We start from the raw sequence: 15416 nt of genomic DNA, 5'->3' as shown, positions 1-15416 counted from the left end.
AGCTATTATGAAATTGAACAAGGATTTTCTATGGGGAGGAGCTGTGGCAGCCAACCAGTGCGAGGGTGCTTATCTGGAAGATGGAAAGGGCTTATCGCCTATGGACATACTCCCGACTGTACAGCTTGGCAGAAAAGAGGCAATGTATCACCCGGAACTGGCGCTTGAGAAAGATTATGGTTATTATCCCAGCCATGGAGCCATTGATTTTTATCATCGGTACAAAGAAGATCTGGAGTTGATGGAAGAATTAGGGATTAAAGCATTTCGTACATCAATCAGTTGGGCCAGGATTTTTCCGGATGGAGAAGGTGAGCCCAACGAAGCCGGACTTCAATTCTATGACAGCCTGTTTGATGAATGCAAAAAACGCCATATGGAACCGGTTGTGACCATCTGCCATTTTGACACCCCCCTTGCCTTGACTAAAAAATATGGCGGCTGGGGGAACAGAGCACTGATAGATCGATACTTAAACTATTGCAGAGTGCTGTTTAAGCGGTATGGAAAAAAGGTGAAATATTGGATTACCTTTAATGAAATTAATATGATTACCCACATTCCTTTTTTTGGAGGCGGAATGGTGATAAAGGAAGATGAAAACGTCAGCCAGATTGTCTATCAGGCGGCTCATCATCAGCTGGTTGCCAGTGCACTGGCTGTAAAAATGGCACATGAGTGTGATGAGGGGCTTATGGTAGGCTGCATGCTGGCAGCAGGATCTTTTTATCCCTATAGCTGCAATCCGGAAGATGTCTGGGAAGCGGTAGAAAAGAATCAGGATTCCTATTTATTTATTGATGTGCAGGCACGGGGAAAATATCCCTCTTATGCGCAGCGAATCTGGAAAGAGAAAAACGTTACTCTGAACATGAAAGACGGGGATGAAGAAATACTGCGCTGCAATCCGGTAGATTATATTGCATTCAGCTACTATTCCAGTCGTCTGGCAGGTGTAAGCCCTGACATTAACGGTAAGGTCGCTGACGGCAATGCCATATACACATTACGAAATCCTCATCTGGATATTACGCCATGGGGGAGGCAGATTGATCCCATGGGACTGCGTATTACAATGAATGATTTGTATGACCGTTACCAGAAACCATTGTTTATTGTAGAAAATGGTTTGGGGGCCACAGACAAAATTGAGGCAGATGGCAGTATCAATGATGATTACCGTATTGAATATACCAGAAACCACATAAAAGCGATGAAAGCAGCCATGGAAGACGGTGTAATATGCCTTGGTTATCTGGCCTGGAGCTGTATTGATCTGGTAAGCGCAGGAACAGGTGAAATGGATAAACGGTATGGGTTTATTTATGTAGACCGGGATAATGATGGCAACGGCACATTGGAACGCATGAAGAAGAAGTCCTTTTACTGGTACCAGAGAGTGATTGAAAGCAACGGAGAGAAAATGGACTAATAAAAGCTTCATTGATAGCAGTGGAGGTACTGTTTCAGTAGATAAGTCTACTTGGCAGTACCTCTATTTTTGCGTTCGAGGAGTTTGCTTATGTGCAGGAGTGGAACGAAGCATCGGACATTTTGCATAGGATGATAGAAATGAGATATAAAAGTTAAAGAATGGAAAATAGAGTTTACGTAATCATGTACCACTATGTAAGGGATTTGGAACACAGCCGTTATCCCCGGATAAAAGGATTGGATATAGCCAGCTTCAGAAAACAGATAGAATTTCTAAAACAAAATTTTACGGTTATTACCATGGAGGAATTGAACTGTGCCTGCAATAACCGGTATGAGCTGCCCAAACAAGCAGTTTTGCTCACATTCGACGATGGTTATCTGGATCATTATACTTCCGTATTTCCAATATTGAAGGCAGAAAATTTACAGGGTTCTTTTTTTATTTCCGGGAAGACGCTGAAAGAGCATGTTTTATTGGATGTAAATAAAATTCATTATATACTAGCCACCACACAGATGGACGTTCTATTGCCGTCAGTTCTTAAACGCATGGATTATTACCGGGGATCAGAATACGAATATCCCGATAATGATACGCTTTTTAATGAATATGCATCTGGAAATCGATTTGACAGCAAAGAAACAATTTTTGTAAAACGAATGCTTCAGACTGTATTGCCGGTAAAAGTAAGAAGTATGATCTGTGATGACCTGTTTAAAAAATATGTAGGCATATCAGAAGATAAATTAGCTGGTGAACTGTATCTGACTTCAGATCAGATCAGGCTTATGAAACAAGAGGGAATGTATATTGGCCTGCATGGATATAACCACTACTGGCTGGGGCGCTTGTCTGAGGTGGAAATGCAGAAAGATATCAGGCAGGCATTGGAGGTCATGTCGGAATATATTGACCATAAAAATTGGGTAATGAATTATCCTTATGGCAGTTATAATGAGTCACTTTTGCAATACATTTCTTCCACGGGGTGTAAACTGGGACTTACTACTCAGGTGAAGGTGGCTGATTTATCAGAGTGCAGCAGCCTTACAATTCCCCGTCTTGACACCAACGATTTTCCACCCGTCAGTGAAAAATATAAATGCCGTCTGGACAAAGAACGGACATGAACCAGGAGGTGAAACACGATGAATCAATTCGATACACGGTATGAGATCCGGCTTGCTGACAGTTCTGATATAGATCTGATTATGGATTTTATTGATAAGTATTGGAAAAAAGGCCATATCATGTCTCAGGACAGAGATCTGTTTCGATATGAGTATCAGGATGGAAATCAGATTAATTTTATTCTGGCAATTGATAGAAAAACCCAATTACTGGAAGGTATCTTTGGTTTTATCAAATGCTCTGATACGAAAGATGTTAAAAAAAAGGATATCTGGGGCAGCATGTGGAAAGTACGTGAAACGGGTGAAAACATGCCTCTTTTAGGCATAGAGCTGGCAAAGCGCGTTTTTGACATCACCAGATGCCGAACCCAGATTGGTAACGGAGCCAATCCCAATACCACGATTCCGTTAAGAAGACTGTATTTTCATGACAGAACTGTCCGTATGAGACAATATTATAAGTTAAATCCGGATATTGAAGAATTCAAAATCGCACTGGTTAAAAAGAGGCCGGTAATCTTGCAGGAAAATCATTCTGATACAAAAATTATGCTTTTAAATTCCATAAACGAAGTAAAAGAAAATTTTAATATCGAGAGCATCAACTCCATTCCATACAAAGACAGCTGGTATGTAAACAAACGATATTTCTGCCATCCATACTACCACTATTCTGTTTATGGATTAAAAAACCAGTGCGGCAAAGTAGGTGCACTTATGATGGCGCGGGTGATTGAATGTAACGGATCAAGAATCCTTCGTATGGTGGATTATATGGGAGATCAGCGTTTGTTTTCCGGGATGAGAAATACCTTAGATAAAATTATGAAAGAAATGAATTTAGAATATATGGATTTTTACACCTATGGATTTGAGAAGCAATATTTATGGGACGCCGGTTTTAGTTACAGGTCAGATGATGATCCCAATATCATACCTAACTATTTTGAACCATTTTTACGCGAGAACGTTGATATATGGGCTCATTACAAACTGGACGGAACCATGTTTTTTAAAGCAGACGGAGATCAGGATCGGCCAAATAAGAGGATGGAGAAAAAACAAGGGGGCCAGGGGGAGCTATGACAGGTAAAAACGAATTTGAGGAAAAACTACTAAATAAGGACTTATATAAGACAAATGCAGCAAGTTATGGGGAAAAAATCAGCCACAAAGATAACATCATCCTATGGGGGTCAGGGAGTGCTTCCGATGCACTTTACCAGTTTTTTATAGAATTCCACTGCTTAAGGGGATTAAAAAATTATGCGGATAATAAAAAAGAACTCTGGGGAATGCAAAAGAATGGATATACCATATTATCGCCCTTAGAAGTCGCTGAAAAGGCAAAAGAGGAACCGGTTTATATTATTATTGCCAGTATGCGTTTTCCTGAAATAAGAAAGCAGCTGATCTCACTGGGGATCCAAGACTCAATGATTGATACAGCAGGCTTTACCGTTGCCATTGATTATTATACTTACAAAGATGAAACTGCTTATCAGATCGTAAAATCTCATTTTAATGAATTCAGGCAGGTGTATAACAGTCTGGCAGATAAACGTTCCAAAGAAGTCTATTTAAATATATTGAACTCCAAGATTTCTCTGGATAATAAATATCTGGAATTTATATCCTCCCCTTCAGAAGAGCAGTATTTTGACCAGGAACTATTGAAATTAAAAACAGATGAAATTTTTTGTGATTGCGGAAGCTACAATGGAGATACCATGGAGGCTTTTTTTCAGTTAACCGGAGAAAAATGCAGAAAGTATATTGCAATAGAAGCGGATAAAGAGATCTATTTAGAACTTAACCAGAAAGTTGCAGACAGAAGCTATAAAAACGTGACAGCCCATAATATTGCATGCTGGAATAAAAAGACAGTTTTAAAATTTCAATCAGCAAAGAGTGCAGGGCATATTGCTGATGAGGGAGAAATTGAAGTTTTGGCAGATACACTGGATCATATTTTAAAAGACGAGCCGGTGACCATGATAAAAATGGATATTGAAGGCGCAGAGCCAGCGGCTTTAGCCGGTGCCAGAACTGTGATCAGCAAGTATAAACCTGTGTTGTGTATTTGTATTTACCATAACCTGAAAGACTATTACAAAATCCCACTAATGATGAAAGAATTAAATCCAGATTATTATTTATTTGTCCGAAACTATACTGATATGGTTGCTGTTGAGACTGTGTGTTACGCAGTTCCAAAAGACCGGATTAATCTGAAACTTGAGGAGGGAGTTGAATGAATCAGGTTGTAATAGGAATGGTTGGTGCAGGCAGGGCAACGGAACTGCATATGCACGCATATAACCGGGTAAGCAGGGTACCACTTCGCTTTAAGACCATTGCTGCCAGGCGCCCGGAGCAGTTATTGCCTGCAAAGGAGCTTTATGGATTTGAAATTGCAACCTACGATTTTAATAATTTACTCAACGACCCGGAGATTCAGGTAATTGATATCTGCACTCCACCTTATGTCCATGAAGACATGATTGTAAAAGCAGTAAAAGCTGGAAAGCATGTCATTTGCGAAAAACCCCTTTCCGGTTACTTTGGAACAGATACGGATCCGAAACCAATAGGAAAAAACATACCCAAAGCGGTTATGTACGAAAAGCTGTTGAGTTCTCTGGATAATATGAAACAAATCATTGAAGAATCCGGCTGCAAATTCATGTATGCAGAAAACTTTATCTACGCGCCCGCTGTTGCAAAAGCGGAAGAGATTATTTCGTCAAAAAAGAGCCGTATCCTTTATATGAAAGGAGAGGAGAGCCTGAAAGGATCAAGTTCTCCCGTTGCAGGATCCTGGTCAAAGACCGGAGGAGGAACCTTTATCCGCACCGGAACCCATCCACTAAGTGCACTCCTCTGGTTAAAGCAGCAGGAAGCAAAGGCCCGGGGTGTTCCTGTCAGGGTGGAAAGTGTTCTGGCTGATATGGGTACTGTTACTACCACGCTTTCCGATTATGACCACCGTCATATTAAAGCACGGCCAAATGATGTAGAGGATAATGGAACGGTTTTACTCACCTTTTCAGACCAGTCCAAGGCACTGGTCATAGCAACCGATACCTGTCTTGGAGGAAGCAAAAATTATATCGAATTATATTGCAATGATGCAGCAATTACCTGCACTCTTACCATGAATGATATGATGTCCACATACTTTTTAGATGAAGATAATTTAAATGAAATTCAACTCTCTGAAATGCTCCCGGCAAAGACCGGCTGGAACAATCCCTTTATTGCAGATGAAATCATAAGGGGGTATACCGGAGAAATGCAGGATTTTATGGAAGCAGTTTATTTTGACAGAGCTCCCAAATCGGATTTTCAGCTTGCATATGACACCATCCGTGTAGTTTATGCGGCGTATATGTCTGCCGAAGCAGGGAGACGGGTGTATCTTTGAGTATGGGGAAAGGAGTGAGACAATGAGTAAATTATGCGATTTGTTTTTTGACATGGCCTCTGAATATCCACAGAAAACGGCAATCTGGTGTGATAACAAAACAATTACCTATGAGGAGTTGGCGGCATTGGTATGCAGGTATTCCAATTTTTTAATAAATGCTGGAGTCATTTACAGCGATCACATAGGGATTCCTATGAATAATAGTATTGAATCAGCGGCTTTGATCCTTGCAGCAGCCAATCTTGGAGCAGCGCTGGTACCTATTAATCCAACCCTGCCGCCAGAAGCTATCAAGTCTTTGTTCGCAGCCGCCGATGTAAAACATTTAATTGCAAGAAAAAATTTCCTGGAACAAACAGAAGGGAAAATTGAGTTAAATCTAAAAGGAGCACAGATCTGTCTGGATGGCTCATGGAAAAACACCCTGTCATTTGACTCCATATCAAAGATGTCAGATGAAAGACCAGTGGTGAAACAGGTGACTGGAAAGGAAACTCTGATTATAACCATGACCTCTGGTTCCACCGGTGAGCCAAAACCCATTGATTTAACACAGAATAATAAATTAGAAAGAGCAATGGCACACATCAGGTTATACAATCTGACAAAAGAAGACCGGATACTGGCTGCAACACCACTCTATCATTCTCTGGCAGAGCGGTTGGTTTTAATGCCCCTCCTTATTGGCGCAACAAGCATCTTATTGCCCAGGTTCACTCCTGCTTTATGGTTAAATTGTGTAAAAGATCAGAAAGTTACATTTACCATTGCAGTTTCAGCCCAGCTGGGTCAGATTGCAGAACTGCTGACCAGTCCTTTTGTTCCTGAGATCGATTCTCTCAGATGTGTGGTATCTTCTTCCTCTCTTTTAGAAAACCATATTAAGAATGAATTAATTGATAAACTGAATTGTGATTTTCATGAAATGTATGGCACCTCTGAGACTTCAACTGTTACCAGTATCAATTTCAGAGAAACATTGGGTAAAAAACACTCTGTTGGCAGACCGCTGCCGGAAGCTGAGGTAAAGATTATAAAAGAGGATCAGAGTATTGCAAAGCCAGGAGAGATTGGAGAAATTACCTGTAAAACAACACTGATGTGCAATGGTTATTATAATCAGCCGGAAATTTTTCAGGATGCACTGCAGGATAGTTATTTTAAAACTGGTGATCTGGGATATCTGGATGAAGCGGGATATTTATATTTTGCAGGACGAAAGAAAGAATTAATTATTACAGGAGGCATTAATGTATATCCCCAGGATATTGAAGAGTGCGTGAAAAAGCTTCCGGAAATAAAGGAATGTGCGGCTTTTGCTTACCCGGATAACCGGCTTGGTGAGGTAGTGGCATTGGCGATTGTGCCAAAGCCGGATATCCAGTTGAGCAAACGGAAAGTTCAGATTCAGTGTGCAAAAAATCTGGCAGATTATCAACAGCCCCACATGATTGTTTTTCTGGATCAATTACCTAAGAACTCTTTGGGAAAACTGGAAAAGTACAATCTGCCGGAATATGTAACCAAACATGGCGTGTTCAAATAAAATAAAAATAGGGGGAGGGTATAAAAATGAAAGCAAGAGATTTTATTTTAAAAGAACTTCAAAAAAAATATACATTGGATAAAGAAACCGATATTGAGTCATTTAACTACCTGGAAAGTGGTTATATAGACTCAATCGGTATTATCCAGTTTCTTGTAAGCCTGGAAGAAGCCTATGATATTGAGTTTACAGATGCTGAAATCGCTGATCCTTCGTTTAAGATTGTCGGTCAGCTGGCCCAGTTAGTTGAAAGAAAAGTGATGGAAAATGAAAGATCTAAAGCTGGTAATGGCAAAGAATCATGACATAATTACTCCAAAGACCCAAATTAAGATAGGCAATCTTACCATTGGAAGAGATTTTCTTGTCATTGCAGGACCCTGCAGCGTGGAATCGGAGGAGCAGATTATGAAAGCTGCCAGATCTGTAAAAGAGGCAGGGGCTAACATGCTTCGGGGCGGTACCTACAAACCCAGAACGTCTCCATATTCCTTTCAGGGACTTGGCCGGATTGGTCTGCAGTATTTAAGCAAGGCCGGGCTGGAAACCGGTCTTCCCATTATTACTGAAGTCACAGACACAAGAGATGTGTATCTCATTGGCGAATATGCGGATGTTCTTCAGATTGGCACAAGAAATATGCAGAATTATTCATTGCTGGTTGAGGTAGGCAAGATAAAGAAACCGGTCCTGCTAAAAAGGGGAATGAATGCCACAATAGAAGAATGGCTAAACAGCGCTGAGTATATTATGAATGCTGGAAACCCAGATGTAATTTTATGTGAGAGAGGAATCCGGACGTTTGAGACCTATACCAGAAACACTCTGGATCTGAGTGCTGTCGCCGTTGTAAAAGGCCTGAGCCACCTGCCGGTAGTGGTAGATCCGTCCCATGCTACCGGCAGAGCGGATTTAATTATACCTATGTCTTTAAGCGCGGTTATGGCTAACTGTGATGGTCTTGAAATAGAAGTACATCCTTCCCCGGCTGAAGCATTAAGTGATAAGGAACAGCAGCTCACACCAGAGCAGTTTAAAACACTGATGTCAGTAGTAAATAAAACGCTGGCTTTTAAAGAAGAACTGAACAGATATGAGAACACCGCCCTCTGAATGGTATCACTAAAACGATACAGAAAAATGCCGCTCAACAGTCTTACTGCAGCTGTTTTGCGGCACTTTTGTATTGTATAATGCTCTATAAGATTCGCACATTCTTTAATGCGCCTGTTTTTGCAAATTCTGTCCATTCGCATACATTTACCGCATGATCCCCAATTCGTTCCAGGTATTTGGCAATCATCAGCAAATCGATACACTGGTCAATATGCTCCGTGGACTGTTTTAATAAATCTACCACATCAACCTTTACCTTATCAAACAGTTCATCCACCACATCATCCTGCTTCTCAATTTCTTTTGCGATACTTAAATCCTGTTTAATAAATGCCTCAATGGAACATCTTACCATCTCTCTGGCAGCAGTTGCCATGGAAGGGATATGGCGGACTACATGATAGACATGCTCCCCTTTAATGCGAAGGATCAGTTCAGCGATATCAGATGCATGATCCCCGATTCGCTCTAAGTCTGTAACCACCTTTAATGCACTGGAAACCACTCTTAAATCTCCGGCTACCGGCTGCTGACGAAGGATAAGAGAGAGGCAGCGTGCTTCTATGGAACGTTCCAGATCATTAATGGTACGGTCACCTTTTATAATATCCTCCGCTTTTTCAAAGTCCTGATCTTCAAAGGCGATAAAGCACTGTTCAATGGAGTTTTCCACCAAACGTCCCATTTCCTTAATGTCATCGTTTAAAAGATTTAATTCATGCTCATAATTCACTCTTGTTGTCATATTTATTTCTCCTTTATATGTTTAATCATAAATCAGCCAAAACGGCCAGTGATATAATCCTCTGTCCTGGAATCTTTGGGAGCAGTAAACAGCTCGGTAGTTGGAGCATATTCCACAACCTCACCTACCAGAAAGAAAGCGGTGTAATCAGCGATACGGGTTGCCTGCTGCATGTTATGAGTTACAATTGCAACTGTATATTTTTCTTTTAATTCATCCATTAAATCCTCAATTTTCAATGTGGAAATAGGATCGAGGGCTGAAGTTGGTTCATCCATTAAAAGAACTTCAGGTTCCACAGCTAAGGCTCTGGCAATGCAGAGTCGTTGCTGCTGGCCGCCGGAAAGGCCAAGGGCGGATTTTTTTAAACGACCGGATACTTCCTCCCAAAGTGCAGCACCTTTCAGGCTTTTTTTCACGATATCATCAAGCTCAGATTTATTCTTGATTCCATGAATTCTGGGACCGTAAGCTACATTATCGTAGATGCTCATTGGAAACGGATTGGGCTGTTGGAATACCATACCGATTTTTTTCCGCAACAGTGTAGTATCGACTCTTGAGTCATAGATGTTCTCTTCGTCTAAAAGGACTTCCCCTTCTATTTTAACACCTGGAACCAAATCATTCATGCGGTTTAAGGTTTTTAAGTAAGTAGATTTGCCACAACCGGATGGTCCGATAAATGCGGTGATTTTGTTTGTGTAAAGTTCCATATTTACGTCTTTTAAAGCGTGATTCGTGCCATAGTATAAATTTAATTGATTGGTTGAAATTTTAATTGTATTTGTATTCACGATTCTTTCGCCTCCGTGTTAAATTTATGGGACAGGTATTTGGCAAAGCCATTTATTGCAAGTACGATAACAAGCAGTACCACGGCAATTCCAAAGGCCTCGTCATATTTTGCTTTCTGCATGCAAAGATAAAGCTGAATCGTCAGTGTTCCTCCGGATTCAAATATCTTTCCGAGGAAACTTTTGGGGAGTATATATCCGCTGCCTGCTGTAAAAAGCAAAGCTGCAGATTCCCCTACAATTCGCCCGATTGCCAGAATAATTCCCGTTACAATACCAGGCATTGCGCTGGGAAGCAAAATAGTGCGGATCATATACCATTTCGTTGCACCGATTCCCAATGCGCCGGAGCGGTAACTTTCTGGAACTGTCTTTAACGCTTCCTGTGTGGTTCGTGTAATAAGCGGAAGAACCATTATGGATAAGGTCAGGGCGCCAGTCAGTATGGAATAGCCAAGTCCCAGGGTAGTGCCAAAGAATACATAGCCGAAAAGCCCAAATATAATGGAGGGAATACCGGATAATGTCTCTGTCGTAAATTCAATAATACGAACCACTTTACCGCCTTTTGCGTATTCGTTTAAATAAATGGCAGAGCCCACACCAAGAGGAGTGGCGATAACCAGCGTAATTGTTACTACATACAGTGTATTGACTATATTTCCCAGAATACCAAAGGTTCCTTTTATGGTGCTTGGTACTGTAGTTAGAAATGCTACATTTATCTGGGAAACACCTCTTACAAATACATATCCCATGATACCAATAAGAATAAAAATTGATATCAGGGCGCATAAATAAATAAGTGCTGTTAAAAGGGAGTCTGAAACTCTTTTCTTACCATTATATATACTATTTAAAATAATGGAATCCCTATGAACAGGTATTGTGAGATCATTTGTCATTTTTATTCCCTCCTTTCTTTAAAAGGCTGTTGAGAATTACGTTTATCATCATAATGAAGATAAACAGGACAAGCCCGATGGTAAACAGAACCTGCTTATGAAGGCCGGAGGCATAGGACATTTCTGATACAATGGCTGTTGTAAGGAAGCGGACGGAATGGAAGGGAAGCGGAATGTTTACAGAGCTTCCTGATACCAGACTAATTGCCATGGCTTCCCCGATCGCTCTGCCGGTACCCAGAACTATGGCAGTTATGATGCCCGATTTTGCAGCAGGAATCACCACATGGAAGATCGTCTGAATCTTTGTTGCACCTAATGCCAGGGATGCACTTCTAAAATGCTGTGGAACAGAGCGGAGGGCAGTTTCGCTGATATTGATTACAGTTGGAAGAATCATAAGTGCGAGAACCAGTACCGCTGAAATTAAATTAGCTCCGCCTGTAAACTGATGAGTGGAAGAGCCTTTAAAAATCTTCAGTTCTAGATCGTACATAATCGGATTCAATATAAGGATTCCTAAAAGACCATAAATAACAGATGGAATTCCAGCTAAAAGTTCTACTGCAGGACGGACGATATCAGCCAGTTTTTGAGGGGCTACCTCTGCCAGAAACACCGATGTCATAACACCAATGGGAACGCCTATTAAGATAGCAAGAGCAGTGCCAACAATTGAAGTTAAGATAACATATAGAATTCCAAAGCTGGGTACGGCCGCATCTGGTTTCCAGACAGAACCAAATAAAATATCCAGAATACCCACTTTAAACAATGCAGGAGTGCCGCTGGTTAACATATAAATACTGATTGACGCCACAGCCAGAACAGCAAAGAAGCCGCAGATGGTAAATATCACTTCTGCAGCATGTTCAATACCAGATTTACTTCCGTGACCGCCAAATATGGAATAAGACTTTGATTGCATATAATGGCTCCTTTCGTGAGATGGGGACGTAGCTTAAGCATTCAGCTGCGTCCCCATGTAGTGCTTCCTGTTCCGATTAGTTAGCTGGGATTAAACCAACAGATTTTACTAATTCTTTTCCTTCATCAGAATGGATATAATCGAATAATGCTTTTACATTGTCGTTCTGCTTGGAAATATCACCTTTGGTTGCCATAACAAATGGACGGCTTAAGAAGTAGGAACCTGCTTTGATGTTCTCTGGTGTAGGATCTGTATTCTCCAGCTTTAATGTTTTTACAGTTTTGTCAAGTACATCAAGAGAAACGTAGCCAATGGAACCTGGAGTAGATGCTACCTTTGCCATTACTGCACCAGTACTGTCAAGTTCGTTGCTGTATTTGCATTTGTCTTCCAGTTTTAATAATTCTTCAAATGCACTTCTTGTACCAGAACCAGATTCACGTCCAATGACTACGATAGGCTGATCCGCTCCGCCTAAATCTTTCCAGCTGGTGGTAGTACCGTTGTAGATGGCAATCAGCTGATCCTTTGTCAGATTCTCAACTTTATTAGAAGGATCGGTTACTACCGCAATACCATCAATTGCTACTATATTTTCAACAATTCCTTTTGATTTTTCTTCATCTTTCAAATTACGGGAGGCATTTCCGATATCAGCAGCGCCGTTGGTAACAGCTTCAATTCCTGCTCCAGATCCAACAAACTCAGCCTGTACGGTAACACCAGGATATTTTTCCATAAATACTTCACTTAAAGCAGTTGCAAGCTTTTCCATTGAGGTAGAACCAACCATGCTGATGGAACCCTTTAAATCTGCAGTGACCTTCGCTGTTGTTGCTGCAGCGGCAGCAGTCGTTGTCTGGGTTGTACCTGCAGTTGTTTCAGCCGCTTTTGTTCCAGCTGTTGTTGTCTCAGTTGTGCTATTTCCGCATCCGGCTAATGCTCCCATTGTTAATACAGCCATGCCAGCTGCTGCAAGTATTTTTATTAAATTTTTTTTCATAATCACTATCTCCTCTTTTCATTTTAAATTGCTTTCGCTTACAAGTTGGAGTATAGCAGTCGGTTCTTTTTTCTGAAATCATGTTTTGGTATAGAGTCTGTAAAGCTTGTGTAAAACACGGCAACTGGTGTATAATTCTTCTAAAACCAGTATCTGCAGAAAAGTAGTTTAGATTCATAATCTTTTCTTTCCTGTCCGGTAAACACGGTAAAAACCGCTGAATTACGGAAAAATCTCTTTATTCTTTATAAAAATAACGGGATGGACTGGACAGAATGGGAGCAAATGTGGTAAATTGTTACGTGCATTTTATTATGGAAATAACAAAAGATGATTCCGTAATTTTTTAGAACGGATACAAAGGATACGAGAATGGAGGACGTTTTCATGGGAGCATATCAACTGAAAATCACGATCAAAGGAAGCAAGCCGCCGATCTGGAGAAGGATTCTGGTACCGCAAGGAGTAACGTTTGAAACACTTCACAATACGATTCAGGCGTCATTTTGCTTGTCTGGCCAAACACCGTATCAATTTGAATTTCGTTCAGAGAAAATACGGGTAGCCTCAGATAATATAGAACAGACGGGAAACTATCAGTATCTTCCAACAGCCCAGGCCATTAACGATCAGATAGGAACGGATTCCAAATTTACATATGTGTCTTATGGCACCAGTAACCTGGAAATTACAATTCAGGCTGAAGACTATTTAGATGAGTGTCAGGAGATGTCAGCCAGAGTTATTAAATATAAAGGTGAAGGTTTATCTGATAATGAAATGGAATACGATATGGCGGCAGTGAATCTGCGTCTGGAGCAGATGGCTGACGGATCTGAGCCTATTATGATTTCCGATATCTTTGACTGCTACGATAAAAACAGCATATTGGAAATAGCAAAAAGACATCATATGACGGGAACCAGTAAGTTAAATAAAGAAGAACTGGTACAGAAGACCATTTCTTATATATTAAATGAAAAAATAATGAAGCCTTATTTTCTTTGTGTTCGCGATTGTGAAATGGATGCATTTGAGAAGCTGATGTCCGGCGGCACAAAGCTGAACTCTCTGGAAGAAGAAAATTTGGAATATCTATATGCAGGAGGATATATAACTTCGGGAGCAGACAGTAGTTTTCTGGTCGCAGAGGAAGTTGTAAAAGCATACAAAGCACTGAATACTGCCAAGTTCCAGGAAGAGCGTACCCGTATAAGCAGAATCGGTGACTATATCTGTGCTGCCAATTCTCTGTATGCCATAACTCCTCCATCTGTCCTTCTGGAAACATTTAATAAATATGAAGAAAAGAAGCTGACAGTGGAGGAACTTTTAAGCGCATACGAATCATTAAGACCGTATCGTTTAATGGTAACCTATATAGATGGTAATTTTGTAGATGCAGCGTTAGCAGAGCAAAAAAGTTATACTGATCTTTTGCGTACGCAGAGGAAAGTTCCCTATTATATTCCTACTCAGCAGGAAATCCGCTTTATGGCGGATAATTCCGGATTTTTAATGGGGAGAGAATTAAGCAGGCTTAGTGAGTTCCTGATCTCTGAATTAAGTGTGACGGATGACATGATACCTCTCATACTCCGCCAGGTTCAGGCTGAACTCAGTATGGGCGGACAACTTCAGGAAGTTGTAAACGATTTAGAGGCAGCAGGAATACTTATGGGTTCATCCGAACATATGGAGAAGCTTGCTGTAATTGTAACTGATATCTGGAACAATACCCGAATGGTGCTAAACAGGGGACATAAACCTTATGAGATGGTAATGAAAGGTTTCAATGAAGTGAGCGCTCAAAGGAAGAATATTCAGAAGATCTATCCAAATGATGCCTGTCCCTGTAATAGCGGTAAGAAATACAAGAAATGCTGCGGCAAAAATGCCTGATCTTTTAGTTGGAAAAAAGGAGCTCATCTGTAAAAGGAGATGAGCTCCTTTTTTGTCATGAATGTCATGAAAAACATGTTTTTCGAAATTATTAAAATATTTCAAAAAATATGTTGACTTTTGTCGAAAGCTTTGATATGATATACCTCGCCGCTGAAAACGGCGGCAAACTTCTTCTAAAACACATCGATGAACGATGAGAAAAGTTTTAAAGAAAATAAAAAACTGGTTGACAGATAAAGGAAACCATGGTATTATATACCAGCTGTCAAAAAACAGTGAAAGAAATCAAAAAAAGAAAATAAAAAAGTTGTTGACAAAACAGAAGCGACATGATAGAATAAACGGGTTGCTCCTGAAGCGGACAACACAAACAGCACTTTGAAAACAGAAGATTGAACAGTATGTAAAACCCTGAAAATTCTAATAATAAGCTGTGTTTGAACAGCTTTGAATGAGAAATTCAGAAC

Annotated in this window: 15 protein-coding genes; 9 read left to right on the top strand and 6 right to left on the bottom strand. The window is 40.5% G+C overall.

Translation table 11 applies throughout. The features are described from left to right. Window positions 1-7: 7 nt before the first annotated feature. The 8 genes from ascB to aroF all read left to right on the top strand — a co-directional run bounded on the left by ascB (window position 8) and on the right by aroF (window position 8660). On the top strand, window positions 8-1432 hold the full coding sequence (gene ascB / locus BXY41_RS15100; RefSeq protein ID WP_104437698.1) for a 6-phospho-beta-glucosidase: 1425 nt from the start codon (window positions 8-10) through the stop codon (window positions 1430-1432). A gap of 161 nt (window positions 1433-1593) precedes the next feature. Continuing rightward, window positions 1594-2568 carry a polysaccharide deacetylase family protein gene (locus BXY41_RS15095; protein ID WP_104437697.1) on the top strand — a complete coding sequence of 325 codons (975 nt, stop codon included), beginning with the start codon at window positions 1594-1596 and terminating at the stop codon, window positions 2566-2568. A gap of 18 nt (window positions 2569-2586) precedes the next feature. After that, window positions 2587-3657, top strand: a complete 1071-nt coding sequence (locus BXY41_RS15090) for a hypothetical protein (RefSeq protein WP_104437696.1) — start codon at window positions 2587-2589, stop codon at window positions 3655-3657. Continuing rightward, window positions 3654-4829, top strand: a complete 1176-nt coding sequence (locus BXY41_RS15085; protein WP_104437695.1) for an FkbM family methyltransferase — start codon at window positions 3654-3656, stop codon at window positions 4827-4829. Before BXY41_RS15090 ends, BXY41_RS15085 begins: the two co-directional genes overlap by 4 nt. Further along, window positions 4826-5998, top strand: a complete 1173-nt coding sequence (locus BXY41_RS15080) for a Gfo/Idh/MocA family protein (RefSeq protein ID WP_104437694.1) — start codon at window positions 4826-4828, stop codon at window positions 5996-5998. The genes BXY41_RS15085 and BXY41_RS15080 overlap by 4 nt, the downstream gene beginning before the upstream one ends. Before the next feature lie 22 nt (window positions 5999-6020). Then, window positions 6021-7547, top strand: a complete 1527-nt coding sequence (locus tag BXY41_RS15075; protein WP_104437693.1) for a class I adenylate-forming enzyme family protein — start codon at window positions 6021-6023, stop codon at window positions 7545-7547. A gap of 26 nt (window positions 7548-7573) precedes the next feature. Beyond that, a complete protein-coding gene (locus tag BXY41_RS15070) occupies window positions 7574-7852 on the top strand; it encodes an acyl carrier protein (protein WP_104437692.1) in 279 nt (92 codons plus the stop codon). Further along, window positions 7815-8660: a 3-deoxy-7-phosphoheptulonate synthase gene (aroF, locus tag BXY41_RS15065; protein WP_104437691.1), complete on the top strand. Its 846-nt coding sequence runs from the start codon at window positions 7815-7817 to the stop codon at window positions 8658-8660. The genes BXY41_RS15070 and aroF overlap by 38 nt, the downstream gene beginning before the upstream one ends. An 85-nt stretch (window positions 8661-8745) precedes the next feature. Here the strand turns inward: aroF and phoU are convergent, their stop codons facing one another. The 5 genes from phoU to BXY41_RS15040 all read right to left on the bottom strand — a co-directional run bounded on the left by phoU (window position 8746) and on the right by BXY41_RS15040 (window position 13044). Further along, on the bottom strand, window positions 8746-9408 hold the full coding sequence (gene phoU, locus BXY41_RS15060; protein WP_104437690.1) for a phosphate signaling complex protein PhoU: 663 nt from the start codon (window positions 9406-9408) through the stop codon (window positions 8746-8748). Window positions 9409-9440: 32 nt separating this feature from the next. Further along, window positions 9441-10205 carry a phosphate ABC transporter ATP-binding protein PstB gene (gene pstB / locus BXY41_RS15055; protein WP_104437689.1) on the bottom strand — a complete coding sequence of 255 codons (765 nt, stop codon included), beginning with the start codon at window positions 10203-10205 and terminating at the stop codon, window positions 9441-9443. Then, complete coding sequence (gene pstA, locus BXY41_RS15050) at window positions 10202-11110, bottom strand: phosphate ABC transporter permease PstA (protein ID WP_104437688.1); 909 nt, start codon at window positions 11108-11110, stop codon at window positions 10202-10204. Before pstA ends, pstB begins: the two co-directional genes overlap by 4 nt. Next, the gene (gene pstC / locus BXY41_RS15045; protein ID WP_104437687.1) at window positions 11100-12038 is read right to left on the bottom strand and encodes a phosphate ABC transporter permease subunit PstC; all 939 of its coding nucleotides are present in this window, start codon (window positions 12036-12038) and stop codon (window positions 11100-11102) included. Before pstC ends, pstA begins: the two co-directional genes overlap by 11 nt. A 76-nt stretch (window positions 12039-12114) precedes the next feature. Continuing rightward, a complete protein-coding gene (locus BXY41_RS15040; RefSeq protein WP_104437686.1) occupies window positions 12115-13044 on the bottom strand; it encodes a phosphate ABC transporter substrate-binding protein in 930 nt (309 codons plus the stop codon). A 387-nt stretch (window positions 13045-13431) separates the two neighbouring features. Between BXY41_RS15040 and BXY41_RS15035 the strand changes: the two genes are divergently transcribed. Beyond that, on the top strand, window positions 13432-14946 hold the full coding sequence (locus BXY41_RS15035; RefSeq protein WP_104437685.1) for an IS1096 element passenger TnpR family protein: 1515 nt from the start codon (window positions 13432-13434) through the stop codon (window positions 14944-14946). A 254-nt stretch (window positions 14947-15200) separates the two neighbouring features. Here the strand turns inward: BXY41_RS15035 and BXY41_RS27035 are convergent. Then, window positions 15201-15416, bottom strand: a 216-nt coding sequence (locus BXY41_RS27035) for a hypothetical protein (protein WP_207657079.1), incomplete at its 5' end; no start/stop codon positions are given.

This window comes from Lacrimispora xylanisolvens (assembly GCF_002934545.1).
Lineage (GTDB): Bacteria > Bacillota > Clostridia > Lachnospirales > Lachnospiraceae > Lacrimispora > Lacrimispora xylanisolvens.
The sequence above is the reverse complement of the archived record's forward strand: the minus strand, read 5'-3'. Positions and strand labels throughout refer to the sequence as shown.

Coding starts and splice junctions, on each gene's coding strand:
- ascB (WP_104437698.1), top strand. CDS start 8: ATGAAATTGAACAAGGATTTTCTATGGGGAGGAGCTGTGGCAGCCAAC.
- BXY41_RS15095 (WP_104437697.1), top strand. CDS start 1,594: ATGGAAAATAGAGTTTACGTAATCATGTACCACTATGTAAGGGATTTG.
- BXY41_RS15090 (WP_104437696.1), top strand. CDS start 2,587: ATGAATCAATTCGATACACGGTATGAGATCCGGCTTGCTGACAGTTCT.
- BXY41_RS15085 (WP_104437695.1), top strand. CDS start 3,654: ATGACAGGTAAAAACGAATTTGAGGAAAAACTACTAAATAAGGACTTA.
- BXY41_RS15080 (WP_104437694.1), top strand. CDS start 4,826: ATGAATCAGGTTGTAATAGGAATGGTTGGTGCAGGCAGGGCAACGGAA.
- BXY41_RS15075 (WP_104437693.1), top strand. CDS start 6,021: ATGAGTAAATTATGCGATTTGTTTTTTGACATGGCCTCTGAATATCCA.
- BXY41_RS15070 (WP_104437692.1), top strand. CDS start 7,574: ATGAAAGCAAGAGATTTTATTTTAAAAGAACTTCAAAAAAAATATACA.
- aroF (WP_104437691.1), top strand. CDS start 7,815: ATGAAAGATCTAAAGCTGGTAATGGCAAAGAATCATGACATAATTACT.
- phoU (WP_104437690.1), bottom strand. CDS start 9,408: ATGACAACAAGAGTGAATTATGAGCATGAATTAAATCTTTTAAACGAT.
- pstA (WP_104437688.1), bottom strand. CDS start 11,110: ATGACAAATGATCTCACAATACCTGTTCATAGGGATTCCATTATTTTA.
- pstC (WP_104437687.1), bottom strand. CDS start 12,038: ATGCAATCAAAGTCTTATTCCATATTTGGCGGTCACGGAAGTAAATCT.
- BXY41_RS15040 (WP_104437686.1), bottom strand. CDS start 13,044: ATGAAAAAAAATTTAATAAAAATACTTGCAGCAGCTGGCATGGCTGTA.
- BXY41_RS15035 (WP_104437685.1), top strand. CDS start 13,432: ATGGGAGCATATCAACTGAAAATCACGATCAAAGGAAGCAAGCCGCCG.